The 25991-nt window shown below is 42.1% G+C and carries 20 protein-coding genes and 3 pseudogenes; 14 read left to right on the top strand and 9 right to left on the bottom strand.

What is annotated here, in order from left to right:
- Positions 1-89: 89 nt before the first annotated feature.
- Together glgA and hemC are read right to left on the bottom strand one after the other, a co-directional pair.
- Positions 90-1532, bottom strand: coding sequence for a glycogen synthase GlgA (gene glgA, locus V7L12_RS10415; RefSeq protein WP_335084249.1), 1443 nt, complete (start codon positions 1530-1532; stop codon positions 90-92).
- A 134-nt stretch (positions 1533-1666) separates the two neighbouring features.
- Complete coding sequence (gene hemC / locus V7L12_RS10410; RefSeq protein WP_335084248.1) at positions 1667-2638, bottom strand: hydroxymethylbilane synthase; 972 nt, start codon at positions 2636-2638, stop codon at positions 1667-1669.
- 1162 nt (positions 2639-3800) lie between these two features.
- Here hemC and V7L12_RS10405 point away from each other — a divergent pair.
- Both V7L12_RS10405 and V7L12_RS10400 read left to right on the top strand, forming a co-directional pair.
- Positions 3801-4772 (top strand): YegS/Rv2252/BmrU family lipid kinase, encoded by a 972-nt coding sequence (locus V7L12_RS10405; protein WP_334822566.1) that lies wholly within the window; start codon positions 3801-3803, stop codon positions 4770-4772.
- 169 nt (positions 4773-4941) lie between these two features.
- Positions 4942-6504, top strand: coding sequence for a metallophosphoesterase family protein (locus V7L12_RS10400; protein WP_335084247.1), 1563 nt, complete (start codon positions 4942-4944; stop codon positions 6502-6504).
- 660 nt (positions 6505-7164) lie between these two features.
- On the opposite strand, the gene V7L12_RS10395 is transcribed toward V7L12_RS10400, so the two are convergent.
- The 4 genes from V7L12_RS10395 to V7L12_RS10380 all read right to left on the bottom strand — a co-directional run bounded on the left by V7L12_RS10395 (position 7165) and on the right by V7L12_RS10380 (position 10419).
- Positions 7165-7572: a hypothetical protein gene (locus V7L12_RS10395; RefSeq protein WP_335084246.1), complete on the bottom strand. Its 408-nt coding sequence runs from the start codon at positions 7570-7572 to the stop codon at positions 7165-7167.
- Positions 7573-7917: 345 nt separating this feature from the next.
- Positions 7918-8352: a CAAD domain-containing protein gene (locus V7L12_RS10390; protein ID WP_335084245.1), complete on the bottom strand. Its 435-nt coding sequence runs from the start codon at positions 8350-8352 to the stop codon at positions 7918-7920.
- Positions 8353-8537: 185 nt separating this feature from the next.
- Positions 8538-8999: a BON domain-containing protein gene (locus V7L12_RS10385; RefSeq protein ID WP_335084244.1), complete on the bottom strand. Its 462-nt coding sequence runs from the start codon at positions 8997-8999 to the stop codon at positions 8538-8540.
- Positions 9000-9138: 139 nt separating this feature from the next.
- On the bottom strand, positions 9139-10419 hold the full coding sequence (locus tag V7L12_RS10380) for a histidine kinase (protein WP_335084243.1): 1281 nt from the start codon (positions 10417-10419) through the stop codon (positions 9139-9141).
- A 533-nt stretch (positions 10420-10952) separates the two neighbouring features.
- Between V7L12_RS10380 and V7L12_RS10375 the strand changes: the two genes are divergently transcribed.
- The 5 genes and pseudogenes from V7L12_RS10375 to V7L12_RS10355 all read left to right on the top strand — a co-directional run bounded on the left by V7L12_RS10375 (position 10953) and on the right by V7L12_RS10355 (position 17192).
- The gene (locus V7L12_RS10375) at positions 10953-14075 is read left to right on the top strand and encodes an MFS transporter (RefSeq protein WP_335084242.1); all 3123 of its coding nucleotides are present in this window, start codon (positions 10953-10955) and stop codon (positions 14073-14075) included.
- 270 nt (positions 14076-14345) lie between these two features.
- Positions 14346-14589: pseudogene (locus tag V7L12_RS10370) on the top strand (transposase); the annotation flags it as partial.
- Between the two features lie 277 nt (positions 14590-14866).
- On the top strand, positions 14867-15454 hold the full coding sequence (locus V7L12_RS10365; RefSeq protein ID WP_335084241.1) for a hypothetical protein: 588 nt from the start codon (positions 14867-14869) through the stop codon (positions 15452-15454).
- Positions 15455-15615: 161 nt separating this feature from the next.
- Complete coding sequence (locus V7L12_RS10360; protein WP_335084240.1) at positions 15616-15747, top strand: hypothetical protein; 132 nt, start codon at positions 15616-15618, stop codon at positions 15745-15747.
- A gap of 692 nt (positions 15748-16439) precedes the next feature.
- Positions 16440-17192, top strand: a complete 753-nt coding sequence (locus V7L12_RS10355; protein ID WP_335084239.1) for a calcium-binding protein — start codon at positions 16440-16442, stop codon at positions 17190-17192.
- 196 nt (positions 17193-17388) lie between these two features.
- Here the strand turns inward: V7L12_RS10355 and V7L12_RS33165 are convergent.
- Positions 17389-17490 (bottom strand): annotated as a pseudogene (locus tag V7L12_RS33165) (IS982 family transposase); the annotation flags it as partial.
- Between the two features lie 928 nt (positions 17491-18418).
- Between V7L12_RS33165 and V7L12_RS10350 the strand changes: the two are divergent.
- Positions 18419-19000, top strand: a complete 582-nt coding sequence (locus V7L12_RS10350; RefSeq protein WP_335084238.1) for a M10 family metallopeptidase C-terminal domain-containing protein — start codon at positions 18419-18421, stop codon at positions 18998-19000.
- Positions 19001-19470: 470 nt separating this feature from the next.
- Entirely contained in the window at positions 19471-21156 is a 1686-nt protein-coding gene (gene ilvD, locus V7L12_RS10345; RefSeq protein WP_335084237.1) for a dihydroxy-acid dehydratase, read from the top strand.
- A gap of 176 nt (positions 21157-21332) precedes the next feature.
- Here the strand turns inward: ilvD and V7L12_RS10340 are convergent, their stop codons facing one another.
- On the bottom strand, positions 21333-21971 hold the full coding sequence (locus tag V7L12_RS10340) for a Uma2 family endonuclease (protein WP_335084236.1): 639 nt from the start codon (positions 21969-21971) through the stop codon (positions 21333-21335).
- Between the two features lie 132 nt (positions 21972-22103).
- Between V7L12_RS10340 and V7L12_RS10335 the strand changes: the two are divergent.
- Positions 22104-22421 (top strand): annotated as a pseudogene (locus V7L12_RS10335) (IS1 family transposase); the annotation flags it as partial.
- 12 nt (positions 22422-22433) lie between these two features.
- Here V7L12_RS10335 and V7L12_RS10330 read toward each other — a convergent pair.
- Entirely contained in the window at positions 22434-22820 is a 387-nt protein-coding gene (locus tag V7L12_RS10330; protein ID WP_335084235.1) for a serine/threonine-protein kinase, read from the bottom strand.
- Positions 22821-23034: 214 nt separating this feature from the next.
- Here V7L12_RS10330 and V7L12_RS10325 point away from each other — a divergent pair, with 214 nt between their 5' ends.
- From V7L12_RS10325 to V7L12_RS10310, 4 genes are all read left to right on the top strand, one after another.
- Complete coding sequence (locus V7L12_RS10325; RefSeq protein ID WP_335084234.1) at positions 23035-23760, top strand: pyridoxine 5'-phosphate synthase; 726 nt, start codon at positions 23035-23037, stop codon at positions 23758-23760.
- A 200-nt stretch (positions 23761-23960) separates the two neighbouring features.
- Positions 23961-24680, top strand: coding sequence for a SnoaL-like polyketide cyclase (locus V7L12_RS10320; protein WP_334819986.1), 720 nt, complete (start codon positions 23961-23963; stop codon positions 24678-24680).
- A gap of 65 nt (positions 24681-24745) precedes the next feature.
- The gene (locus tag V7L12_RS10315) at positions 24746-25075 is read left to right on the top strand and encodes an MgPME-cyclase complex family protein (RefSeq protein WP_335084233.1); all 330 of its coding nucleotides are present in this window, start codon (positions 24746-24748) and stop codon (positions 25073-25075) included.
- A 242-nt stretch (positions 25076-25317) separates the two neighbouring features.
- Positions 25318-25971 (top strand): hypothetical protein, encoded by a 654-nt coding sequence (locus V7L12_RS10310; protein WP_292778618.1) that lies wholly within the window; start codon positions 25318-25320, stop codon positions 25969-25971.
- Positions 25972-25991: the final 20 nt, after the last annotated feature.

Here is a 25991-nt window from a genome sequence, read left to right as displayed (position 1 = left end):
TAATTAGTAAATCAAGCGGACATGATATTAGGAGTTAGGAGTTAGGAGTTAGGAGTAGAGGCGTACAGATGTACGCCTCTATTGGCGGTTCAGGACTTGCTACTGGTGACTGCTTCGTTTAAAACTAACTCTGGTTCTGGTGTCTTCTCTTCTTCTTCTGGCAAACCGTAAATTGACTTGTACAAGTTCACGTACTGCTTGGCAGATTGATACCAACTAAAATTTTGACTCATGCCCCGTTTTTGTAGTTCTTGCCATTGCGGTTTGAAACGGAAGCCTTCCCAAGCCCGGATCATAGAGGTGAAAAGGTCTAGCGGTTCATAGCGATCAAAGCAATAACCGGTGCCTGCGGCATTTTCGGGGTCGTGATGGGTTACGGTGTCAACTAATCCACCTGTGCGGCGGACAATGGGTACAGAACCGTAGCGCAAAGCCATCATTTGGCTGATACCGCAAGGTTCAAAACGACTAGGCATTAAGAAGGCATCAGTACCAGCGTAGATGCGGCGAGACAGGGCATCGTTATACAGTAAGTAAGTTGCCATGCGTCCGGGGAAGCGGGATGCTAATTGCCACATCTGAGTTTCATAGTAGCGTTCGCCTGTTCCTAACAGCACAAACTGTGCATCTGTATAAGATAGGAAGCGATCGAGGATTTGTAATATCAAATCAATGCCTTTTTGTTCCACTAATCGTGTCACAATCCCAATGAAGAAGGCTTTGGAGTTGACTTCTAACCCTAGTTCTTCTTGCAAAGCAATTTTGTTGGCTTTGCGTTTATCTAAAGTATCAGCAGTGAAGGTTTGGGCAATATATTTGTCATTTTCTGGGTTATATACCTCAGTATCAATACCGTTGATAATCCCAGATAATTTACCGCTAATAAAGGACAGCAAACCTTCTAATGTTTCACCGTAAGTAGGTGTCTTGATTTGCTCGGCATAAGTGGGCGAAACTGTATTTACCTTGTTGGCAAATTGTACCGCCGCCGCCATCACGTTGTGTCCTTGCATGTACCAGGGACACCAAGTAATTTTCTCTAAATACCAACGCCACGGTCCTTGATAAGCCAGATTATGGATGGTAAACACTGTGCTGATATCAGGATCTTGGTGCATCCACACCGGAATCATCCCCGTATGCCAATCGTGGCAATGGATAATTTCTGGCTTCCAGTAATTCCAGGCAAACTCGGCTGCACCATTAGCAAACAATGTGAACCGCCAATCTTCATCATCTCCAGAATAGATGCGGCGGGGCATGAAGGACGGATGTCCAAATAAGTACAAGGGAACATCAGTACCAGGCAGAACACTTTCGTATACTGCAAAGTGCTGGAACATGGCATCTCCCCACCAGATCGGTTCTTGGGGAATTTCCATTTTGTCTGGCAGGAAGCCGTAGTAAGGCAAGAATATCCGCACATCATGCCCCATTTCTCTCAGGACTTTGGGTAATGCCCCGACAACATCACCCATTCCTCCTACTTTCGCAACGGGTGCTGCTTCTGCTGCAACAAATAGAATCCGCATGGTAATTTTTGCTTCCCTGAGTCTATATTGTCAAATTAACTTTCTGAAATCCCGACCAACGCGACAAGTCGCGTCTGGCACATCAGTGCAACGGCGATCAATTATTATCTAATCACATCGGCTTGCCCAATTGCTTAGGAACCGCGCTGAATCACCGCAAAAATTTCTGATAAAATTTCTTGCGCGCCCTGTTGTCGCAACAGTTCTGCTAGTTCTATGCCTAGTGCTTCGGCGTTGTTAGCAATTCCGGTGACGGTATCTTTGACGAATTTTTGACCATCTACACTGGCGACTATCCCGGTTAAGGTCAAATTATCACCAGATATTTCTGTATTTACACCGATAGGTACTTGACATCCGCCCTCTAGAGAGCGGAGAAAAGATCGTTCGGCGAGACAGCGATCGCGTGTTTCGGTATGTTCAATTGCTTTGAGTAGAGATAGCACTTCACTATCATCAGCACGGCATTCTATCCCCAAAGCTCCTTGTCCAACAGCGTGGAGGGAAATTTCTTTGGGTAGGACTTGATGAATGCGATCGCCCATTCCCAATCTCTCTAACCCTGCTGCTGCTAAAATCAAAGCATCGTATTCGCCTGTATCCAGTTTTGCCAACCGTGTAATTAAGTTTCCCCGCACATCCTTAAAGGCAAAGTGGGGGAAGTGATGGCGTAACTGTGCTAACCGCCGCAGCGAAGATGTACCAATTACCGCTCCTTCTGGCAACGTATCGATTTGTTTATCTTTGTGCTTTTCATGCACCACTAATGCATCTGCTGGGTTTTCTCGTTCAGTAATTGCTGCTAACGTTAACCCTTCTGGTAAGTGAGTCGGCAGATCCTTGAGAGAATGTACGGCAAAGTCAATCTCTTGATTGAGCATTCCAACTTCAAGTTCTTTAGTGAAAAGTCCTTTATCGCCAATCTTAGCTAATGCTACATCCAAGATTTTATCGCCTTGGGTAGACATGGTGTGGACTTCAAAAGTGATATCTGGATAGCGATTCTTGAGTTGCTCTTGTACCCAGTAGGTTTGAACCAGAGCAAGTTGGCTTTTGCGCGAACCAATCCGAATAGTGCGTGGGGGACTAGAAATAATTGAAGTCATAAAACAATATATCAAAGGAGGCGATAAATTCACTCTCATCTAGACTACCGTAGTCAGGGACTCATACGAATTTTGGGTTTTGGATTTGGGATTTTGGATTACAATTCTTTACCAAAAGCTTGTTTGAGTAATCTCAAATAATAAAAGGGAGTGGGGAAGGTGGGGTCCTCTCTGGGGATAAGGGGTAATGGGGAATGGGGAAAAGGAATTTTCATTGCTCCTTGTGAGCGCACTTTAGCTAACTCTTGAGTCCGTTCTTGAACGCAGTGTTTTAATTCAGCGTTGAGTATTTGTAGCTATTTGTAAAGTTCTGACTGTTGGATGGCGATCGCAACCTGGGTTGCAAGTTGCTTCATACAACTCAGCTTCCCAGGATTCCCATACACGCGGGCGATAGCACTGATGAGCAATCAATAAGTCCCAAAGATTAGAGGTAAAAGCAGGTGTTTTGCTATCTAGTTGGGCTGTTCGCGCAATCAGGCTGCTAAAGTGAATTTGAATCCTTACGAAAGTATTTAGTAATGAAAGATGCTTGGGATTGGGAAGAGGAGGATATTGAGTTACTTATTCAAAACGGGGTGCAAGAAAGCCTTACCCTAGAGTATAAAAGATGTGAATCCCTAGATAAACGCAACCCTAATCGCAAGAAAGATTTGAGTAAGGATGTGTCAAGGAGTCAGATTTCAAATTGGTGATCCTCACTTTCAAATAGCTGTTCCAAAGGTCAATGGCGATATAAGTTACGCTTTGGCTTGGTCAGTTGATTCACTTGGAATGCAGTAGAAGCTTAGAGGAGCTACTCTTACTGTCTCAAATAATCAAGCGAAAACTTTAAATGTTTGATGAAGGGCGACTCGATAAATTAAATATAGCCGATGAAATCATATATAGATAATCGTATTAATCAACTTTCTGCCTTTTTTATAACTAAAAGATGTTGCGATCTCTCACAATGGCGATCGCAACATCTCAAGTTTCAGCCACCAAATTTTGGGAAATAACCAAATCTAGTTAGCAGTGTGTAATGCGATGGCACATCGCGCTCAACTTGGTCAATATTATATCTAAAAAACTCAGCCCCAAAAGGGAAGTTGAAAATTTACAGGAATGCTAAGAATAATTTGCTATCTTCATTAGTTATCCAAGCCTAATTATTTACCTTATGAATCGTTCCGCCTGTCTCATCTTCAATCCTGTTGCGGGTCAGGGCGACCCAGATACAGAGCTAGCAGAAATTCGGGCAATATTAGAGCCAGATATCGCTCTAGATATTTATTTTACAACTGAAGAAATCGATGCTGACCAACTGGCATATCAAGCTGTAGAGCGAGGAGTAGATGCAATCATTGCTTCCGGGGGGGATGGTACTCTCTCAATAGCGGCGGCGGCTGTAGTGGGAACTGATATCCCATTTGGGATCATTTCCAGAGGAACTGCGAACGCTTTTGCCACAGCTTTAGGAATTCCTGACACGATCCCAGGTGCGTGTCAGGCAATTTTGCAGGGAGCAACCACCCATGTAGACGTAGCCTATTGCAACGATCGGCCAATGGTACTCTTGGCAGGTATTGGCTTTGAAGCTGAAACTGTAGAATTGGCAGACCGAAACGCCAAGAATCGCTTTGGGATGATGGCCTACGTTTTGGCAGGAATCCAGCAATTAAGAAGCTTACATAACTTTGATGTTGAAATTGAAACTGAAGACAGGATAATTAAAACTAGTGCCTGTGCAGTAACGGTAGCAAATGCCGCACCTCCCACTTCAGTTTTGGCTCAAGGCCCAGCAGGTTTGATTTATGATGATGGGTTACTAGATTTAACGATTGTAGCTCCAGCTAACAAGGCAGGAGCGATCGCAGCCACATTTCATTTATTTCAAACGGCTTCTACAGGTAACGCCGTAGACCGGGATGATATTGGCTTCCTGCGAGCTAAACAATTTAAAATTACGACTAACCCACCACAAAAAGTTGTTCTAGATGGTGAAATAGTAGGCACAACACCTGTAGAAATTAAGTGTGTACCAGCAGGCTTAAGAATTTTTGTGCCATTAGTAGAAGAAGTTGAGCCTACCGAAAAACTAGAGGGACTTCCTAATCTGACTATTGAGATGAAAGATACAGCAGGAGAATGAGGGCAGGGAGCATGGGGGAGGCAGTGCGGTCTTGGGGTTTCCCCAAGTGGAGCAACTGCTGTCATTGGGCACAAGAGGCAGAGGTGCAAAGGGGTAAAGGGTAAAAATTTACTGCAACTACCCCTGTTCCCCTGCTCCCCTTCAATTGAAAACTCAGGAGTAGGTTGCATTGAAACTTGTATCTGATCCAACGATCGCTAACAAAATTCGTAAAATGAATCAGCGGGTACGCTGGCAAGATCCGTTAATTGTGGAACGGGATATTGACCAAACTCGGCTGGTTTTGGAAGATGGTCAAACAGACAATTCTGAGTTCTCATTTTTAGTTGTCGGTGATAGTGGTTCCGGCAGTCACCGGGGACACAATCCCCAGCGACAGGTGGCTGAACTTATGCTGCCCCATCACAAGGAATCCCGGTTTATGCTGCATACGGGGGATGTGATTTATTTAGTGGGATCGAGTGAATACTACCAGCAAAACTTCATCCAGCCTTACCGAGAGTTTCTCTTGGGCACAGAGCATTGCAAACAGATTGCTTACGACCAGATGGTTTTTAAGCTGCCCATTTTACCTGTGCCGGGAAATCACGATTACTATAACTTGCCGATTTTATTGACTCTGGCATCCCTAACAACATTACCCATTCGTCACCTGTTGCGATCGCGGTTAGACCTAGATGTGGGCTTGCATGGCTCAGGATGCGGTGACGCTTACGCAAAGGCATTTCTCGACTATCTGAAGGCGTTTCAGCTTCCAGGAGAGTTAGCTAGTCACTTAGATCGGCACTACACAGCCAAGACAGATACAGGTCGTTGTCTTTCATATCAACCTGGGCACTTTACCCGTCTTCCCAATCGCTATTACACTTTTCGTTATGGCGGTATTGATTTCTTTGCTTTGGATTCTAATACATTTAACGATCCACCACCGCTACCGAAAACAAAAAAAGGTGATGCCGATCGCAAACTCTTAGAAAAACGCCGTGAAGATTACGAGCAAGAAAAGCAGCAAATCATTGAAACTTCAGCCAAACTTCGTCCCGAAAACCCTAATGAAGCCGATCAATTAGACGACTTCCATGCCAAGCTGTCACAAATTGAAGAAATTATTGTTGATATCGATAAGCAACTAGCTACTAATAAAACAACGCTGACTGACACTGAACAACTGGATTGGCTCAAGCAAAGATTAATTGAATCTTGGAATAATTCTGAAGTTCGGGGAAGGATAATTTATTTCCATCATCCACCTTATGTAACTGAGGCGACGAAGTGGCAACAAGCACAAACTCTAATTGTTCGCGATCGCCTGCGTGGCGTGCTGGATGCGGTAGCTAAAGAAATCGGTTCCTTAACTCAGGGTCGTCCTTTGGTCGATTTGGTATTAAACGGTCACGCACACTGCTTAGAACACCTGGAAACAATGGATACGGGACACGCTGATTCTCATATTCACTGGATTGTTTGTGGCGGTAGCGGATTTAGTTTGCGACGCCAACGGATTGAGGGAGCAGATTTGATGGAGACTTTTGGGAATGAAAATAGATTAGTGGCGCGATCGCATCTGTTCATCGGTCGCAACGGTCAAGGTTTTCAAAAGCGACGACCTTATTCAGGTTTACGTATTGACGTTAAAGGCGATGGACAGCCCAAGTTTATTGTCCGTCCTTTAGTTACCGAATGGTATCAGCGGCAATGGCATAATCGTGAACTTGAGCCACTGATTATCTAGTGGTCTATGGCATTAATTCTGCTGGGTTAAACTTCCTAAGAGTTTGCTTACGGTGTACACACAAGTGTTTCGCCTGACAATGCGATTGTTTCGACTGACAATGCGATTGTTTCGGCTGACAATGCGATTGTTTTGACTGACAATGCAATTGTTTCGACTGACAATGCAATTGTTTTGACTGACAATGCAATTGTTTCGACTGACAATGCGATTGTTTCGACTCATAATAAATGTAGTTAAGAAAATTGTAGGTTGGGTAGAACGAAGTGAAATCCAACAAAGTCATGCAAGTGTTGGGTTTCGTTCCTCAAACGCCACTTGCTTCTCCCTTGGCGCTAGCCTCTCCCTTTGGGAGAAGGGGAGACGCTGCGCGAACAACGGGGGGAACCCCCGCAACGCAGTGGCTCCCCAACTTACGTATAAGTTGAGTTTTAGGCTTAACTGAACTGTATTGTATTATATGTAATATAGTATCTGGTAACTTCGTATAATTCCCAAATCTATGCAGAAAGCCCAAAAACCCTGCCCCTCTGTGGTCTTAATGGTAAGTCTTTAACCGGACACAATATAAAAAATTAGAGACGCAATAATTGCGTCTCTAGAAACCACCTATTTAGCCTTATTACGTGTAATTGCACCCAGCAAAAGGATAGTTGTTAATTAAATTATTCCTGGGCCCCTACCGCGGCTGTCACCCTTTTCTGTCAACTTGCCTTCCTCATCCTGATTAACTTCTCCAAGTTCTTCGATACGTTGTTGCCTATCTTCTGCCGCTTGCTGGCGTGCATCACCCGGTTCTTCGTAATACATTTCCGGTTCAATTGCATAGTTATTAGACAAACCTTCTCTGTCCACGGTATAGCCGTCAGTGGTGCGTATACTTTCTGAATCGGTTTGATCGTCAGTAGGTGCATCTGCTTCCTGTTCTTCCGTGGGACGTGTTTTGTACTTATCTCCTTCTCTTTCCATTCGAGCAGCGGTTTCGGCGGGGATAATACCGCGATCGTATGTATCGACTTCCGCTCTATCAGATGAATCTGTATCTCTCTTAACTGCTTCATTAGCCATAATTTATGTCCTCTGTTAAAGAATGTATTAAATAACTTCAAAAACTAGATTAGGCTGTTTCTGATCTCTGAGCTACTATCTTGAGAAGTGACTTAATTTAAAAATAATGTTATGTTCTCTATCTTTTGATGTATCCAAAAGACTAAAATGGAATCCGGTTAAATACTGTTGATTTACATTTATTCGGTAGAACAAGGGTTTTAGTTGAGGTCAACTTAACATTAAAAGGGCAATTAGAAACTGCAACTATACAAGGCTTTACCCAATTCCGTAGAGACGGACGATAGTTTGTGTAGCTGCGAGTTCTATTTGCCCGTGGAAATCCTAGTTTAATAGTGAGTAAATTTACTCGCCCACGAATTGGTTTTTCAGTAATTGAATTTCATCCACTAATTCTTGCCGATTTGAAGATTTCAGTAGATAACGGAAAATAAACCAACTAGTGTAACTAATTCCAACTAACTCAAAAAGTGGTGCTAGTAGTGGAATATCATGGATTGCAGCTAGCACGGCTAGTACTAGCCGTGCTGTAACAATTGCCGCCAAAATTAAAGCAACAGTTATTAAAGGCTGCTTGTAGTCCTGAAAAAAGTCACTTAGGTATTGGGGCAGTTGCTCTAAAAATTGAGAAATTTGTCTGCTAATTTGCTGCCATTGAGATTCAGGTTCACGCGCTGGCGGTAACTTAGGCAAGTTTGCCGTATCAGTACCTTCAAGTGCTAGCGTATCTTGTGATAAGGAAGCATTGATGGATTCACGTTGCTGTTGTTCGGTTTCCATAGTTTTTATGTTTGGTAACTACAAGACTTTGTATAACTGAACTGAGCATCAATAAATATAGTTATTCAAGGTCGTCAGTTGTCAATTATTAGTGGTCAGTAATAATTTTAACTGACCACTCAGACCGAGCAGGAGCATTTAAATATCTTTACGCCTACCTACTCACTTGGATTTGTTGTTATGCCTTAGTTCTTTGTTGTGGCAACTGTTGCTTTCACAACTACACTGGTGACACCTTTAATTTCCTTAGCTAATTTTTCAATTTTAGCCAACTCCTGCTGATTGCTGACAGTTCCTGAGACAGTCACAATTCCACCATCTGCGGCATTAACTGTTAGTTGGCTCTTTGGTATGTTAACCTCCAACTTAGAGCGAACTTCACTTGCTAAGTCACCTTTGGCTCGCTGTGTATCGCCACCCGTAGTATTATTGCGCTGTTCGCGGGCGCGGATATCAGAATTAGCTTGGTTTCTGCGAACTTCACTTTGTGCGTCTTGTTGAGAAGCTTGTGTTGTTTTTGCAGTCGGTGTTTGGGGAGCTTCATTAGGATTATTGGGTGCAGATTCACTTGTTTTAGAAGCGTTATCACAAGCAGCAACACCGAAGATTAATAAGCCGCTAATTAAGAAGGGGGTTAACTTTTGCATAGGTTTAATTCGCAATCGAAAAGTGAAATTTGTTGATATTTACGGCAAGGGAGGAGCAAGTTCTTTTGTCAGGAGCAAAGCTTTCAAATTATTGCTCCTACAATTTTGTCGAATTAGTGTGAGTGACAACTACTTTGGGTTAAAGTACTTCATCACGACGATCAACAATGACTACAGTAGGATCGTTTTTATGAGGCTCTGTTGAGTAATTGGGACGAATGGGATCGACTACTGCTGCATCACGATCGGTTATTCGGTCGGAACCTGGGCGATGTTCACTAATCTCTGTGGCATCATAGATTGCAAATTCTTCAATACCTCGATGTTTGAGAATCGCTTCAGCTTGGTGGATTTCAGCTTCCGTACCATCGATAATTACTAAGTAGTCGCCTCTTTGAAAGCGATCGCTATATACTCGCGCCTTGGCTTCAGGAATTCCCAAGCCAACTAGTGCGCCTACAATACTCCCCGCTGCTGCACCGATCGCACCACCAGTTAATGTTGTCGCCAAAGTTGTTGCAACTGCGCCACCTGCAATTACTGGCCCGATTCCAGGAATTGCTAGAGTTCCAAGTCCAACTAATAAGCCAGTCAAGCCGCCTAGAACACCGCCTGTAGCAGCTCCAGCTTTTGCACCATCGTCTGCTTTATTAGCAGCACCAACATTTCTATCTACATCTACACCAGCGATCCCTTGACCGTTTGTATGCTTGGCAATGATGGAGACTTGATTCAACGAAAAACCTGCATCTCGCAATTCTGTAATTGCTACTTCAGCATCTCGACGATGAGAAAATACCCCGATCGCACGTTTTGCAACACCACTATAACCCCCAGCCGGAGTTGGAGTCACATAACCAGTGGTTGCATTTGTCGCATCTGGGTGGTCGTAAATGCCAAACTCTTCCACACCCTGATGATTTAAAATTGCTTCTGCTCTAAGTATTTCTGAATCTGTACCATCAATAATGACTAAATAGTGTCCTCGTTTAACACGTTCGTCGTAAACTCTAGCTCGTTCTTCAGGAATTCCTAAACCAATTAATGCACCAAGCAAACTACCAGCCACTGCACCAATACCAGCGCCAGCCAGAGTTGTAGCTAGGGTAGTTGCTGCGGCTCCAGCCAACATAATTGGCCCGATTCCAGGAATTGCTAAAGTGCCAAGACCGACTAATAAGCCAGCCAATCCGCCCAAAGCACCGCCTGTAGCTGCTCCGACTTTAGCACCGTCGTCAGATTTATCGCCAACGCGATCGCTCACATCCGCGCCAGCAATATCATCTCTGTCTCCATCTTGGGTAATGACAGAAACTCTGTCCATGTCAAAGCCAACTTTTTTTAATTCATGTAGGGCCTTTTCAACATCTCGACGATGAGAAAATACACCTACAGCACGTTTATTTACACCTACTACCATTATTGTTTCTCCTCAGCAAAAATCAATTATTTACTAATTCATAGCTCATAACAACCCTTATTAATACATGTTTCTATTTATTTGTCATCAATCGTTGGGAGAAATTTTATCTCTATCATTAGACAGAGGTAGCTTTATCTAAAGTTAGTAACTAAATCTCAATTAGAAAATATATTTTATTTTCTAAAGTTTCTATAAAAATTATTCCAATTTTCCAATAAAATTGATATTAACAAACATTATTTTCTACCGTTTGCTACTATAACTCACCTGCTTGGAACCTGCTATATCAGTAGATACAGTTTGATAAGATTTACTTTATAAATTTTCTTTGAGAAAATATTAAATAAATCCTAAATAATACATAACTTTATTTGATAAGAGATAAAAGAAATGTTTATTTTGTTAAATACAACTTTTGGCAAACTAACCTATTACCTAAAAAAGTGCCAGCTTACAATAAATGATAATTAAGCTGATAAATAAGCTATTTTATAAATGGGTATTTAATTGAGTAGAAGTGAGAAAATCCTATGTTTCAAGGTGTTTTAACTATTTTGGAAGGGAATCGCCTACCTTTTGGATTAGCGCCGATAACTTTAGCTCAGGAAGTACTAACTCCAGAAGAAGCGTCAGTTGTTTTTTCTGGGCCTAAATTGTTGGTGGCACTGCTAGCTGGGGTTTTGATGGCATTTGCCTTTCAATTGTTATTGACAAACTTTTCAGTCGCTGTCGGAATTTCATCTTGGGAAATTGACTCAGATTCTGATGATGAGTCGGAAAGTTTGGGCAAGAAAATTCGTAAAGGTCAAGCTAAAGTTGGTGCTTGGGCGTTAATAACCGTTAGCATCGCATTATTTATTGCTTGTTTTTTAGCAGTAAAACTCAGCCTAATCGAAAGTGCATTTTTAGGAGCAATTATTGGTGTAGTCATTTGGTCTACCTATTTTTCACTAGTAATTTGGTTGGGTTCATCGGCGGTAGGTTCTTTAATTGGTTCTATATCTAATACTGTCACTTCTGGTTTTCAAACTCTGATGGGCACAGCAACTGCTGGCATCGGTGCTAATAGTGCGAAAAAACAGTTAGTTTCTACTGCTGAAGATATTACAGCCGCAGTCCGGCGAGAATTCACTTCAGGTTTTGATTCTGAAGGGATTAAAAATACCCTCCAAAGTTCTTTAGGTTCTCTACAATTACCAAAGCTGGATATTAAAGAAATTCGGAGTCAATTTGACCAGCTTCTTAAGAATACAGACTTACAATCTGTTGCTAACAGCGACCTTTTGCAAAACATTGATCGCCAAACATTTGTTGATTTAATCAGCAGCCGTGGTGATTTATCAAAAGAAGACATCAATAGCATTGCTGACCAGTTTGAAGGTGCGTGGCAACAAGCTTTAAATCGCAAAAATCCCACAGAACAAGTAATTAATTTACTCAAGTCTGCTACTCCTGAAGAACTTAATTCTGAGCAATTGGGTGAACGGCTTCAAGAACTGGTGACAATCGGAGGTGGTAATGGCAGTGGTGTAATCAAGCAAGCTATTCGATATGGCTTAAGTGCCGCTGCACCAGCAGTTTTGGAACGGGTAAACCTTTCTAATATCGATGTGAACAAAATTACAACTCAGTTGCAAAAGCTGAAAGAAAAAGTTCAAGATATCGATGTCGATCGAGTCACAGAACAATTTCAAAAGTTTAGAGAGCAAGCAACTGAGCAAGTATCTGCAAAATTACCAATATCACTGGAAAATGCGATTAAGGCAGATGTAGAAGAGTACATATTGCATTCGTTCCCTTGGCACTTCAATCGAATTACCCTAGTAGATGAATTTAAAGAAGTCATCTATGACGTAAATGCAGAACCGACAACTGTGAGACGAGAGTTGGAAGAAATCAATCAAGAATATTTCACCAATTTACTAAAGCAGCGGGGTGATATTAGCGAAGCCAGGGTGAAAGAAATTTCTGAACAAATGGAAAGCGATCGCCTGGAAGTTTTAGAAACTGTCAAACAGGCTCAAGCACGAGAAAAAGGGCAAGATTTCCGCAGCCGCATCGAAGATTATCTGCGTTCAACGGGTAAAGACGAACTTAATCCCGAAGGTATTGAACGGGACTTTGGCAAGTTGCTGGACGATCCACAAGCTGGGTTTGAAGATTTAAGTAGCCGCTTCGGGCAATTTGACCGCGATACTTTTGTACAATTGCTCCAACAGCGTCAAGATATCAGCGAAGAGGAAGCTAATAATATTGTTAGTCAACTCGAACGCAACCGCGACAATCTCTTGAATCGTGCCAGAGAATTGCAAGAACAAGCAAAAGCAAAAGCTGATGAACTGCGCCAAAAAGTTGAAGAATATCTGCGGAATACTAATAAAGACGAACTCAATCCCGAAGCTATCAAACGCGAGTTTAAAGTTTTATTAGACGATCCTCAAGCTGGAATTAGCCTTTTGACTTCGCGCTTATCGCAATTTGACCGCGATACCCTAGTACAATTGCTCAGTCAGCGTCAAGATTTGAGCGAAGAACAGGTAAACGAAACTCTCGATCAACTTGAAGCAGTCCGAGATAGTATTTTGCAAGTACCGCAACAGGCGAAAGAACAATACGAAAAAACTACAAAAGCGATCGCCGAATATCTCCGCAATACTAACTTGGAAGAACTCGATCCAGAAGGTATCAGAGGCGATTTGGAAAAATTACTCGACGATCCCAAAGCCGGAGCCTTAGCACTGCGCGATCGCTTATCTAACGTCGATCGAGAAACCTTGGTTAAACTCGTGAGTCAAGGCGGCGACTTGAGCCAAGAGCAAGTTAATCAGCTCATCGATCGCGCTCAAGATGCCATTGGTGATATCCTGAGAGCGCCACGACGTTTAGCCAAGCGTACCACTCAACAAGCTTTAGATTTTGAAGCCAATCTCGAAGAATATCTGCGTAATACCAATAAAGAAGAACTCAACCCTGAAGGAATCAAACGCGATTTACAATTGCTGCTGTCTTCTCCCCGCGCTGGAATTGGGAATCTAAGCGATCGCGCTGCGAAATTTGATCGTTCGACAATTGTGGCGCTATTATCCCAACGTGAGGATATCTCAGAAGAGGAAGCTAACCGAATTGTGGATCAAATTGATTCTGTTCGCAGCTCGATTGTTGAACAATTCCAACAGATTCAGCAAAGAGTGCAATCAGTGCTAGATGGAGTTTTTGCCAAAGTTCGCAACTATCTCAACTCCCTAGATCGTTCCGAACTCAACTATGAAGGGATTAAGCAAGATTTTGCGAAAGTGTTTGACGATCCGCAAGCCGGATTTGAAGCATTGCGCGATCGCCTTAGCGAATTCGATCGTGACACCTTAGTTGCTGTATTAAGTTCTCGTGAAGATATTTCCGAGGCGGATGCTAACCGCATCATTAACCAAATAGAATCAGCGCGGGATGGCGTATTGCAACGAGCCGAACGCATCCAGAAAGAAACTCAAAAACGCTTGAAAGCGATTCAACAGCAAGCTAAAAAGCAAGCTGAAGAAACCAAGAAAACCGTTGCAAATGCTGCGTGGTGGATATTTGGGACAGCGATTACTTCCCTTTGCGCCAGTGCGATCGCAGGCGCGATCGCTGTGACTGGGATAACTTTACCTGGGTAAAATATCTTCGTCATCAGGAATTGTAAGAAATAGAAAGTGGCATTCAGTCTTTATAAATGAATGCCACTTTTTTTTAAAAATAAAAAAAAGTACCATTGTCTGTACTACCATGACCTTGTTATTCCAATATTTATTAAGAAATCCTATCTGAACAAAGATTTTATATTTTGTTATGGCAAGAGTAATAAAACAGAGTTAATTATTATTTCTTATAGATAGAAAAAAGTACGTTTGAGGTAGTATCATACTCTTGTTATTCTGAATACAGTTTTCACTATTGAAGGTTCTTGTAATCGAGATGTGTTTGAAACCTGGCTAAAAACTTGCTTAATCCCTGTACTCAAACTTTTGTCAGGTTGTGACGATGGACAATGCTACCTTTCATAAAGGTGGATGTATTGAACAATTGATTCGAGATGCTGGCTGTGAAGTTTTGTATTTGCCACCTTATTCCCCAGACCTCAACCGAATTGAGAAATGCTGGTCTTGGCTGAAAAGTCGAATTCGCAAATAAATCCAGCAGTTTGATTCTCTTCGAGAAACGATGAAATCTGTTTTGCGTTTAGCGTCCTAACTCATTTGGCTATTGCTATATTTCCACTTGTTATTTCTCCACTTTGTTTTCTCGGCATTGCTGAATAAAAGTGTGAAATTCAAAAATTTCATATTTAAAATTATTTTCTTTCTGCCTTTAGCGGAAAGCAAATTTCTCCTCTTAATCAGCAACGCCATTTTCTAATGGGGAAGTGACGAGGTAATTTTTTACCCTCTAAATTCAGGAGAAATTCACTATGCCAACCATTAACGGTACTAATCGCCCTGACAATCTTGGTAATTCTTTTTCTGTTCTCCCTAATCTGATCAACGGATTTGAAGGGAACGATGCGATTGACGGCGTATCTGGCAACGATAAGATTAACGGCGGTTCTGGCGACGATAGCCTTGTAGGGGGATTTGGCAACGATAGCCTGGTTGGCGGATCTGGCAATGATACGATTAGCGGTGATTTTGGTAACGGTGGTATCCTCACTGGTGTTGGTGGAACTGATGTTCTCACTGGAGGATCGGGTAACGATGTTTTCGATTTCAACTTCGTTTCCGAGAGTCAACCTGGTTTGTTACGGGATGCGATCACTGATTTTGTTGGAAACGGTATCCTTGCAGGCGAGCAAATCGATCTATCTACCATCGACGCCAACTCCATTAAAGAGGGCAACCAAGCCTTCACTTTCATCGGGAGTCGTGCATTCTCTGCAACCGGTCAAATCCGTTATTCAGGAGGTATTCTCCAAGGTAGCACTGATGGGGATCTGTCGACTGAGTTTGAAATTCGGCTTGTAGGAGCGCCACAACTAGTAGCAAGCGACATTATCCTTTAATTTAATATTATCTGCCTTGAAAATAAGGCAGAATGCAGAATTTTGATAATTGAATAGTCGCAAATAAAGATAAGTTTAGCTTGCCTCTGTTATAGTTTATAGTTATTAAATTGCGCTGCGTATACATCAGAAAATCAGGTAATACAATTACAACTGTTGCGATGATGCCACTTAATGAAAAAGATGTCAGAGAATTTGAGAAGGCAAGTTGTGACGCAAGAGATGTAGCGATCGCACTGATTAACAAGGCTTTTAAGTTATTGGCAATTACTTCCTTATACATAACTAGATAAATCACCAAATAAATCTCAAAAAGCAAAACCAACCCTATCTGAACAAAGGTTTCAGATTTTGTTTTAGCGAGAGGAATAAAAGAGAGTTAATTACTCTTTCTTATAAATAGAAAAAAGTAGGCTTGAAAGTAATACTATAGTGTTGTGATCGTGAATAAAATCAAAATGTTCTAAAAGCTATGCGCTTATGTAGAAGGAAGTTTGCCTATTTTATAGCAGCCTACTACTGCAACCAGTAAAGACATTAAGGATATCACATAACTCTTGGCATAATTTTAATGCCAACATCATCAATACATCTAGTGCTTCTCAAATCTTCAAACTTAACAGCAAAGACCTGTTCCAATCAGGTGTGGTTCAGTTATCTCTTCCCACTCGTTATTACTTTGCCTTGCTTTCTTGGTGTTGCTGAATGACAGTCTGAAATTTAAAAATTCATTCAATAGACCTCTTGCATAAATCCAAAATAAGAACCCCACCCCGCCAAAGCTACGCTTTGTCTCCCCTCCCCGCTTGCGGGGAGGGGTTGGGGGTGGGGTGTTAGGGACTTTTGCAAGAGGTCTAATATTTGAAACTGTTTCCTTTACACCTTTGGGGGAAACCAAATTCATACTCTTAATCAGCAACACTGTTTTCTGATGGGAAAGTGACGAGGTTATTTTTTACCCTCTAAGTTCAGGAGAAACTTACTAATGGCAATTATCAACGGTACCATTTTTAATGACAACAATACCATCAACGGTTCCCCACTTATCTTTCGCCCTGCCTTAAATGGGGGTGCTGGCAGCGATATCCTTAACGGCGATGCCGGCGACGATATCCTTACTGGCAATGCTGGCAGCGATATCCTTAACGGCAATGCCGACGATGATATCCTTAACGGCAATGCTGGCGATGATATCCTTAACGGCAATGCTGGCGATGATATCCTTACTGGCAATGCCGGCGACGATATCCTTACTGGCGGTGCTGGCAGCGATATCCTTACTGGCGGTGCTGGCGACGATATTCTTACTGGCGGTGCTGGCAGCGATATCCTTAACGGCAATGCAGGCGATGATACCCTAAATGGGGATGCTGGCAGCGATGTCCTTACTGGCGGTGCTGGGACTGATTCTCTTACTGGCGGTGCCGGCAACGATGTTTTCGATTTCAACTCAGTTTCAGATAGTCCTACTGGTTTGTTACGGGATGTTATCACTGACTTCGTTGGAAACGGTATCTTTGCAGGCGATCAAATCAATCTATCTACCATTGATGCTAACTCCAGTGTAGCGGGCAACCAAGCCTTCACTTTCATCGGGGCTGGCGCATTCTCAGCAGCCCGTCAGGTTCGTTATTCAGGAGGTATTCTTCAAGCTAACATTGATGGGGATCTGTCGGCTGAGTTTGAGATTGGACTGACAGGAGCACCACCACTAGTGGCAAGCGACATCATCCTCTAATCTAATAGACCTCTTGCAAAAGCGCTTCACACCCTACTTCTAAGAGCAAGCGCTTAGGAGTGGGGTTCTTATTTATGATTTATGCTTAATGTGAATTACAGCAGTTTTCATGTATTGGAACCACACCTGTCGTAGGAGCGCAAGTCCTTGCGCCCCTACTGCGTGGTCTATTTAACTCAAAATAGCTGTAAATAAGTTAAGACTGGAAAGTAAGAATATGAATATTAATACCAAAACGACGAAGCAATAAATATAGTGTGTGAGAAGCAATTTTGGCAGCAATATGAACACAAAAGCCATAAATTACCAATGCTTGCCAAGGTTCGATCGTGCTGCTTATGCATCAGAAAATCAGTTAATACAATCGCAACAGTTGCGATGATGCCATAATAGCCAAATTGTAACGCCAAGGGTGTAGCGATCGCACTAGTCTAACAAGGGAATGGCACTAAGTTAAAATACAGCCCTGATTCTGGGAGGCTCCAGTGACTTTACCATAGGCAGCAGCCCTCTTGAAATACATTTCCAGTCTTAAGGCGGGAACGAATTCAAGTTACACAAATCTTTAGGCTTATCTTAGTGTCATGCGTGTAACAAAGCTTTTGACTTATTAGCAATTATTTTTATATAACTACATAAACCACTAAACAAATATCAATATGCAAAACCAACCTTATCTAAACAAAGGTTTCTGATTTTCTTATGAAGAGAGAAAAATAAAGCTAATTTTTATTTATAAATAGAAAAAAAGATGCTGTAAGCTAATACAATAGGATTGTTATTATAAATACAGTAATCCTTTCCTGAAATCTATATAATTACCTAGAATAAAATCTACTTATTCATTAGTATTTTTCAACTGGAACGACTGAGAACATAAGTTATTAAGACGACAAAGGAGTTTTGGTACAATATTGATATAAACATCATCAAATACATCTAGTACTTCTTAAATATTCTCAAATATTCTCAAATATTCAAACTTAATAATAAATATCTGTTCCAATTAGGTTTGGTTCAAAAATATATTGCCACTTGCAATCTTTTCACCTTGTTTTGTCGGTATTGCTAAATGAAAGTGTGAAATTCCAAAATTCTATGTTTAAAATTGTTTGTTTTATGCCTTTGAAGGAAACCAAATTTATACTCTTAATCAGCAATGCCGTTTTATAATGGGGAAGTAAAGACGTAATTTTTTTTCCTCTAAGTTTAGGAGAAACTTCTCAATGGCAACTTCAATATCAATTTCCCAGGGTAGCGGCAGTGTTAGTAGCAGTTCTAGTAGTCATAGCAGTAGTAGCAATAATGGTCAGAGCGATAGCGGTAGCGTTAGTGGTAATAACAGTACCCTTATAGGTGGTAGTGGCAACAGTCTCCTTAACGGTGGTAGTGGCAACGATAACATCTTTGGTAATGGTGGCAACGATACTCTTATCGGTGGTGCTGGCAACGATAGCCTGACTGGCGGTACTGGCAAAGACATTCTCACTGGAGGATCGGGTAATGATATTTTCAAGTACAACTCAACTTCTGATAGTCTACTTTCGTCACGTGACTTAATCACTGACTTTCGTGGAAACGGTAGTTTGCCAGGCGATCAAATCGATGTATCTACTATCGATGCCAACTCTACTATTGGGGGCAACCAAGCTTTCACTTTCATTGGAAGTGGTCAATTCTCCGCACCCAGTCAAATCCGTTATTCCGGAGGTATTCTGCAAGGTAACACTGATGGGAATCTGTCAGCTAATTTTGAAATTCGGCTTATAGGAGCACCACAAGTAGTGTCAAGTGACCTCATCCTTTAATTTAATATTCCTGCCTTGAAAATAAGGCAGGAGGCAGAAGGCAGAAGGCACTAGAGAATGAAAATATCTCTTTCTAGTCCTCAGTCCCTAGTCACTATTTTCAAGGCAGATATAATTTTGAAGAAAAACTCTGGTGCAAAGTTAGAATGTCTCCAGCTTTGCACCGGAATCAATATCAATATACTGAGCTATAAACGTAGAAAGTCAGAGCCTCAAGTTGCGGCAATGGCTTTTTTTCATATTTAAATTCGTATTGCTATCCCTAGTATTTCCGGCACTATAGATACCTAACACACAAGAATCATCCCTATTTTATACAAACGCTTAGATGAAGATTTATTCTCATTAGGGCTGACCAAAAGACACGGTGAAACATAGAGAATTACTCATATTCGATCGCACTGCCCAGGCATGAGAAAATCAGGTAATACAATCGCAACTGTTGCGATGATGGCACGGAAGGAAAAAAGATGTCGGAGAATTTGAGAAGCCAAATTGTAACCCAAGGGGTGCAGCGATCGCCTAATCGAGCTATGCTGCGTGCAGTTGGTTTTAAAGATGAAGATTTCAATAAAGCCATTGTGGGCATTGCCAATGGCTATAGCACGATCACTCCCTGTAATATGGGGATAAATCAACTGGCGCTCATAGCAGAGGTTGGGATTAAAACCGCCGGGGCGATGCCGCAAGTGTTCGGCACAATTACCATTAGCGATGGGATTTCGATGGGAACTGAAGGGATGAAATATTCCCTAGTGTCGCGAGAAGTCATCGCCGATTCCATTGAAACCGCCTGTACTGGACAAAGTATGGATGGTGTGCTGGCGATTGGCGGTTGTGATAAAAATATGCCAGGGGCAATGCTGGCGATCGCTCGGATGAATATCCCTGCTATCTTTGTTTACGGTGGCACAATTAAACCAGGTCACTACAACGGACGCGATTTAACTGTTGTCAGTTCTTTTGAAGCTGTTGGTCAATACAGTGCGGGAAAAATTGACGAAAAGGAATTATTAGAGGTTGAAGGTCGAGCTTGTCCTGGTGCTGGTTCCTGTGGGGGAATGTTCACAGCTAACACCATGTCTTCAGCATTTGAAGCGCTGGGGATGAGTTTACCCTATTCTTCGACAATGGCGGCAGAAGATGCTGAAAAAGCCGACAGCACGGAAAAATCAGCTTATGTGTTAGTCGAAGCGATTCGCAAACAAATCTTACCCCGCCAAATTATCACCCGCAAATCTATAGAAAATGCCATCTCTGTAATTATGGCAGTCGGTGGTTCGACCAATGCAGTACTGCATTTTTTAGCGATCGCCCGCGCCGCTGATGTAGAGTTAACTATAGACGACTTTGAAACTATCCGCGCCCGCGTTCCCGTTTTGTGTGATTTGAAACCAAGTGGTAAATATGTCGCTACAGATTTGCACAAAGCTGGTGGTATTCCGCAAGTAATGAAAATGTTACTTGTGCATCATTTATTACATGGTGATAGCCTCACCATTAGTGGTCAAACCATTGCAGAGATATTAGCAGACATCCCAGAAGAACCATCTGCCAATCAAGATGTGATTCGTCCTTGGAATAACCCGATGTATCCTCAAGGACATTTAGCCATCCTCAGAGGTAATCTGGCAACGGAAGGGGCTGTCGCCAAAATTACTGGGGTGAAAAAACCAGTCATTACTGGCCCCGCACGGGTGTTTGAATCGGAAGAAGCCTCTTTAGATGCAATTTTAGCCGGTAAGATTCAAGCTGGTGATATTCTAGTCATTCGCTACGAAGGACCTAAAGGCGGCCCTGGAATGCGAGAAATGTTGGCTCCCACCTCAGCAATTATTGGTGCTGGTTTAGGTGATGCGGTGGCATTAATTACCGACGGACGTTTTTCTGGCGGTACTTACGGCATGGTGGTTGGTCATGTTGCTCCAGAAGCCGCAGTTGGTGGTGCGATCGCGCTTGTAGAAGAAGGCGATAGTATTACTATTGATGCACCCGCTCGTTTATTGCAGTTGAACATATCCGAAGAAGAATTGGCCCGTCGTCGTGCCAACTGGCAACCTCCGGCTCCGCGTTACACTAAAGGCGTGCTGGCGAAATATGCCAAATTAGTATCTTCTAGCAGTATTGGTGCTGTGACAGATTTAGATTTGTTTTAGTTAACCTGATATTATTTGAAGCACCTACACTGACCTGACAGTACAGTGTAGGCTTCCTAATTCATAGAAAGTGCAGAATATTGGAAGCTAGAAGTTATGCGATCGCAGTAGTTCTATTAATCCATCTATTGTAATCATTTTTCCAATTGATATTACTTTATCTCGGAAATACTCAACTATAAATTATTCTTTACCCAATCTCGAAAATTACGCATAGCTTGACTTCTCCCAATTGTTAAACACTGCTGAACATATTTATTGACTAATTCAACAATTGGGATACCAGGAAAATTAGGACTAGATTCAGATTTTATATATTTACCTTCTTGTAGCAAGTAAATTTCTAAACCTTGTTGTGTATTTCGCCAAAGTTCAGGAACTCCCAAAATTTCATAATTATCAAATCGAGTGCGAGAAGTAATATCAATTTCGATTGCTAAATCTGGTGGTGGATCTACATTTAAATCAATGCGATTTTTTCCAATTACAGCAGCTTGATTTTGAATATAAAAACTGGTATCTGGTTCTACTGCTTGCCGTGATCGCTCATTTTTAAGTGTTGTGGAACCAAAAGGTTCAAAATCTATTTGCAGGATTTCTAACAAGATTTTGACTAAATCACCAATAAGTTCTTTATCTTTTTCGTGTTCTGGTAGGGGAACCATAATTTCTAACCAGCCATGACTATAAGAAATGCGTGAGGCACGCCTTTCTCCCATTTCTTCTAAAATACTTTCTAACTGCTGCCAACTAATATCTTTGAGCAACATTTGTTGACCAGCTTTAACAATAATTTGTTGCAGTTTTAAAAGCATATTACCTCAGAGAGTTGATGTAGTAATTTATGTAGCCGATAGAATTTACAAATTAACTTTCTTAAAGTATATCGCCTCTGAGTATAAGTGTAGATATTATGTAAAAAGATAAATCTAATAGAAGATAATGAAGGGATTTGGGCTTGGGTGTTGGGAGACCACAGTGCAGAAACTTTCAAGCCTTTATGGGATATAGTGTGCTGCTGGAATTGTTATTTTTATGTTACTGACGGATGGAAAGTTTACCCTCAGTTTATTGACCCAGGTGATCAGATTGTGAGTAAGATTTACATGACTAGAGTAGAAGGTGAAAACACCCCTTTACGTGATTATTTAGCACAACTGCATCGCAAAACACTATGTTATTCTAAGTCCGTAGAAATGCTGAAATACTCTATTCGATTATTACTTCATTACTTGAAGTATCGTTTTATCCTGGTGTTAAATTAATTTATACCGCACTCAGCAACGCCTATTGCTCAGAGCGATCGCAATATCCAAGAACTCTGTCAGAGTATATTGGTTGCTTGCCATTTTTTGGTTGAGCCAATCTCTGAGGGAAATGCCACCAAAATCCTCCATCACCAAAGCATAGCTGTTGCGGTAAGGTTCCAGGCTGTAGGGACGAACAATACCGGGTAGGTCAAGATTTTTAGCAATAGTGTACTGATTACGAAACAGCAGCAGTTCATTGAAGGTGGGATAGTCCTGGTGGAGCAGTTTGATCACAACCGCAAGTTGATCAGCCTCTCGAATTGCACGATACACTAAGGTTCTAGAGCCTGCATAAAGTTGTTCGCTAATTCGATAGTTCAAAAACTTGTCTATCGGCTCAACTGCTGTATTCATCCTTCATCAACTCTTGTTAAATCAGCTACTTATTTAAAGTAGTTTGCCCAAAAATCAGCTTTTGCTAACTCAGTTTTCTTTTGGACGACACCGAAAAGCCCGTCGTAGACATCACATTTTACCTGTGTAATCTGTCTGTAGCTTCTTAAGCAAAACTACCGCTATTTCCGGTAAAATCAAGTTCTGAAGACTGTGGATTTGGGAGAAATTTGGGGTGCCTACACTTGGTGTTAACATTGACCACATCGCCACCATTCGCCAAGCGCGGCGGACGGTGGAACCAGACCCCGTAGCGGCGGCGGTACTGGCAGAATTAGCAGGTGCAGATGGAATTACGGTGCATCTGCGCGAAGATCGGCGGCATATCCAAGATCGGGATGTACTACTGTTGCGGCAAACAGTGCGATCGCATCTGAATTTAGAAATGGCCGCTACAGATGAAATGCTAGCGATCGCTCTCGATATCAAACCAGATTACGTGACTTTAGTCCCCGAAAAGCGTGAAGAAGTTACAACAGAAGGCGGACTAAATATTGTCGGGCAAATTGCTAGAATAGGTGAAATAGTCGATAAATTGCAAAGCGCTAGCATTCCAGTTAGTTTATTTATCGATGCTGAACTAGCACAAATTGAAGCATCTGTCAAGATCCAGGCGCAGTTTATTGAATTGCACACCGGACAATATGCTGAGGCTAAAGATGAAACAAATCGCCACCGAGAATTAGCCATATTAGCTAAAGGTTGTGAACAAGCGATTCAAGCCGGATTACGAGTTAACGCTGGTCATGGACTGACCTACTGGAACGTCTATCCGGTGGCTGCGCTTCCAGGCATGGAAGAACTGAACATTGGTCATACCATCATCAGTCGGGCAGCATTAGTAGGTATGGAAAGGGCAGTCCGCGAGATGAAGCAAGCTATAAGAGGGAATGGGCGATAGGGAATGGGGCATTGGGCACAAGAGGGCACAAGAGGCACAAGAGGCACAGGGGTAGAGGGGCAGAGGGGAAAAACTTACTGCAACTTCTCCCCTGCTCCCCTGCTCCCTAGCTCACTGTTCCCCGCCCACTCCGTATCTTAAAAAGAGGGTTGTCACTGCGAAATCTAGAAATTGGGATCAAATCTTCAGCAAAAACTTCTATGAGCGCAACACAATCTAACAACCTGCCACTTTGGGTACAGAATCGGGATAAGGTGATAGCAGAAAGCACTGATGTCGAGTGGCGCTATCAGACACCGCCTGATTATTCCCGTTCAAATGAGAATCTTGCTAAAGAAAGTATCTACAATCATCTTGAAGGAACACTAGAAGCGATCGTGCAAAACTTGGTGAGAACCTTCGAGATGGAGGTATCCTTCAAAGCTAACCCGCAAGAGTGGTTATCTATTGTGAATGACAACTTTCGCGTCAGTACCAATGGCGGAGTAGAGTATACCGCAGCAGATGTATCAGCCCAAGGTACTTACAATTTATTTATGGCTGATTCAGAACATTACAAGGCTTCAGAAGAAAGCTTTGAATCATCCGCAAAAGTCTTTCACACAACATTCCCCCAAGGATTTCCTTGGGAAGTGGTGGAAGTTTTCTCAGGGCCACCGAATGTAACATTTAAATGGCGGCATTGGGGACATTTTAACGGAGAATACAAAGACCATGCACCTACTGGAGAGACGCTAGAAATTATCGGCATGACTATTGCAAAAGTTACCGATGACTTGAAACTTATTTCCTTAGAACACTACTTTGACAATAATCTGTTCTTGGAAAAGCTAACATCTGGTGGCAAACAGACAAAATCTGAAAACCAGAAAAGTGCTTGTCCGTTCAGTTCTTGGTTCAAGAAATCCCACAAAAGTTAGTTAGTTTGTCAGGGTACAGAGTCACTGTGCCCTGAAATTATTCACATAGCAACCAAAGGATGAAAATGCAAACATACCATTACGTTTTGGCAAGTCAACGCTTTCTTCTCCAAGAAGAACCGATACACGAAGTTCTCAAAGAACGCACCCGTAACTACCACGAACAAGAAAAACAAATAGATTTTTGGTTGGTTGAGCAACCAGCTTTCTTGGAAACACCGCAGTTTAAAGAGCTAAAAGCGAAGTGTCCCCAACCAGCAGTAGCAATTATTTCTACAAATCCCCAATTTATTACTTGGTTAAAACTGCGTTTAGAGTACGTTATCACTGGAGAATTCCAGGCTCCTTCTGAGGCAATACCAGATGCTTTGGCATGGCTTACTACTGTATCTTAGACATAGCGCATTGGGCATGGGATATGGGGTATGGACACAAGAGGCAGAGGTGCAGAGGGGAAAAACTCACTACAACTTCTCCCCTGCGGTCCTGCTCCCCACTCCCCATTCCCTAATTTTATTTTTGAGTAAGCAAATGTATATGTTAATACATATTTTATCACCATACTGAAGTAGCTAGGTTTTCAGCTTTTTTCTTATAAAATCTTCTAGGACACCTTAATTTACATAATCTAACTTTTGTGCATAGATTTCAGAATTTACCAAGTGTTTTAGGATTAGCGATTGCAGGGTTGATTGGTGGCATGAGTTCTGTACTTGCTCAAAAAACCATTCCCTCTTGTCAACCACCAAATGCGGGTGAGTATCTTTTATTAGTAGTCAGTCCCACAGCAAATAATCAAAAGCAGTTACGTAGCGCCTTACCACCTGAACTTAAAACTATCACCTGCAAATATCTCAACGAAACCGTGACGCGAGTCGGGGGCTTTAACAAAATTGACGATGCCAATCGTTGGGCAAGATATGTCAGCAATATTGTTGGCTTGTCTGCCATAATTACCACTCGACCAACAACAACGGCAGATGTGCAGCCACAGTCACAGCCAAGACCACCTCAGCAAACAGTCAGCTATAATCCTCAAGCATTAGGAGAAGGTTATGCAGTACTGGTAGATTATTACAACCGTCCAGAACTAGTAAATAGCGTGCAGCAAGTGGTCGGAGGTAACGTCGGTTTTGTTTCTTATGGACAACGCCCTTACTTGCTAGCAGTTTATACCACTAACCAAAGTGAAGCGTATAATACATTGCAAAAGCTAAACAATGGCGGTTTCGTTGCCAGCCTAGTAGATAGTCGTAAAGTGATTCTGCTGCGCTCGACTGTGCGGTTTTAGTGATATTAAGTTCACTGGTA

The organism is Nostoc sp. (genome assembly GCF_036918245.1).
Classification (GTDB): domain Bacteria; phylum Cyanobacteriota; class Cyanobacteriia; order Cyanobacteriales; family Nostocaceae; genus Nostoc.
Note: the sequence above shows the minus strand (reverse complement) of the source record. Positions and strands in the feature narration are given on the sequence as shown.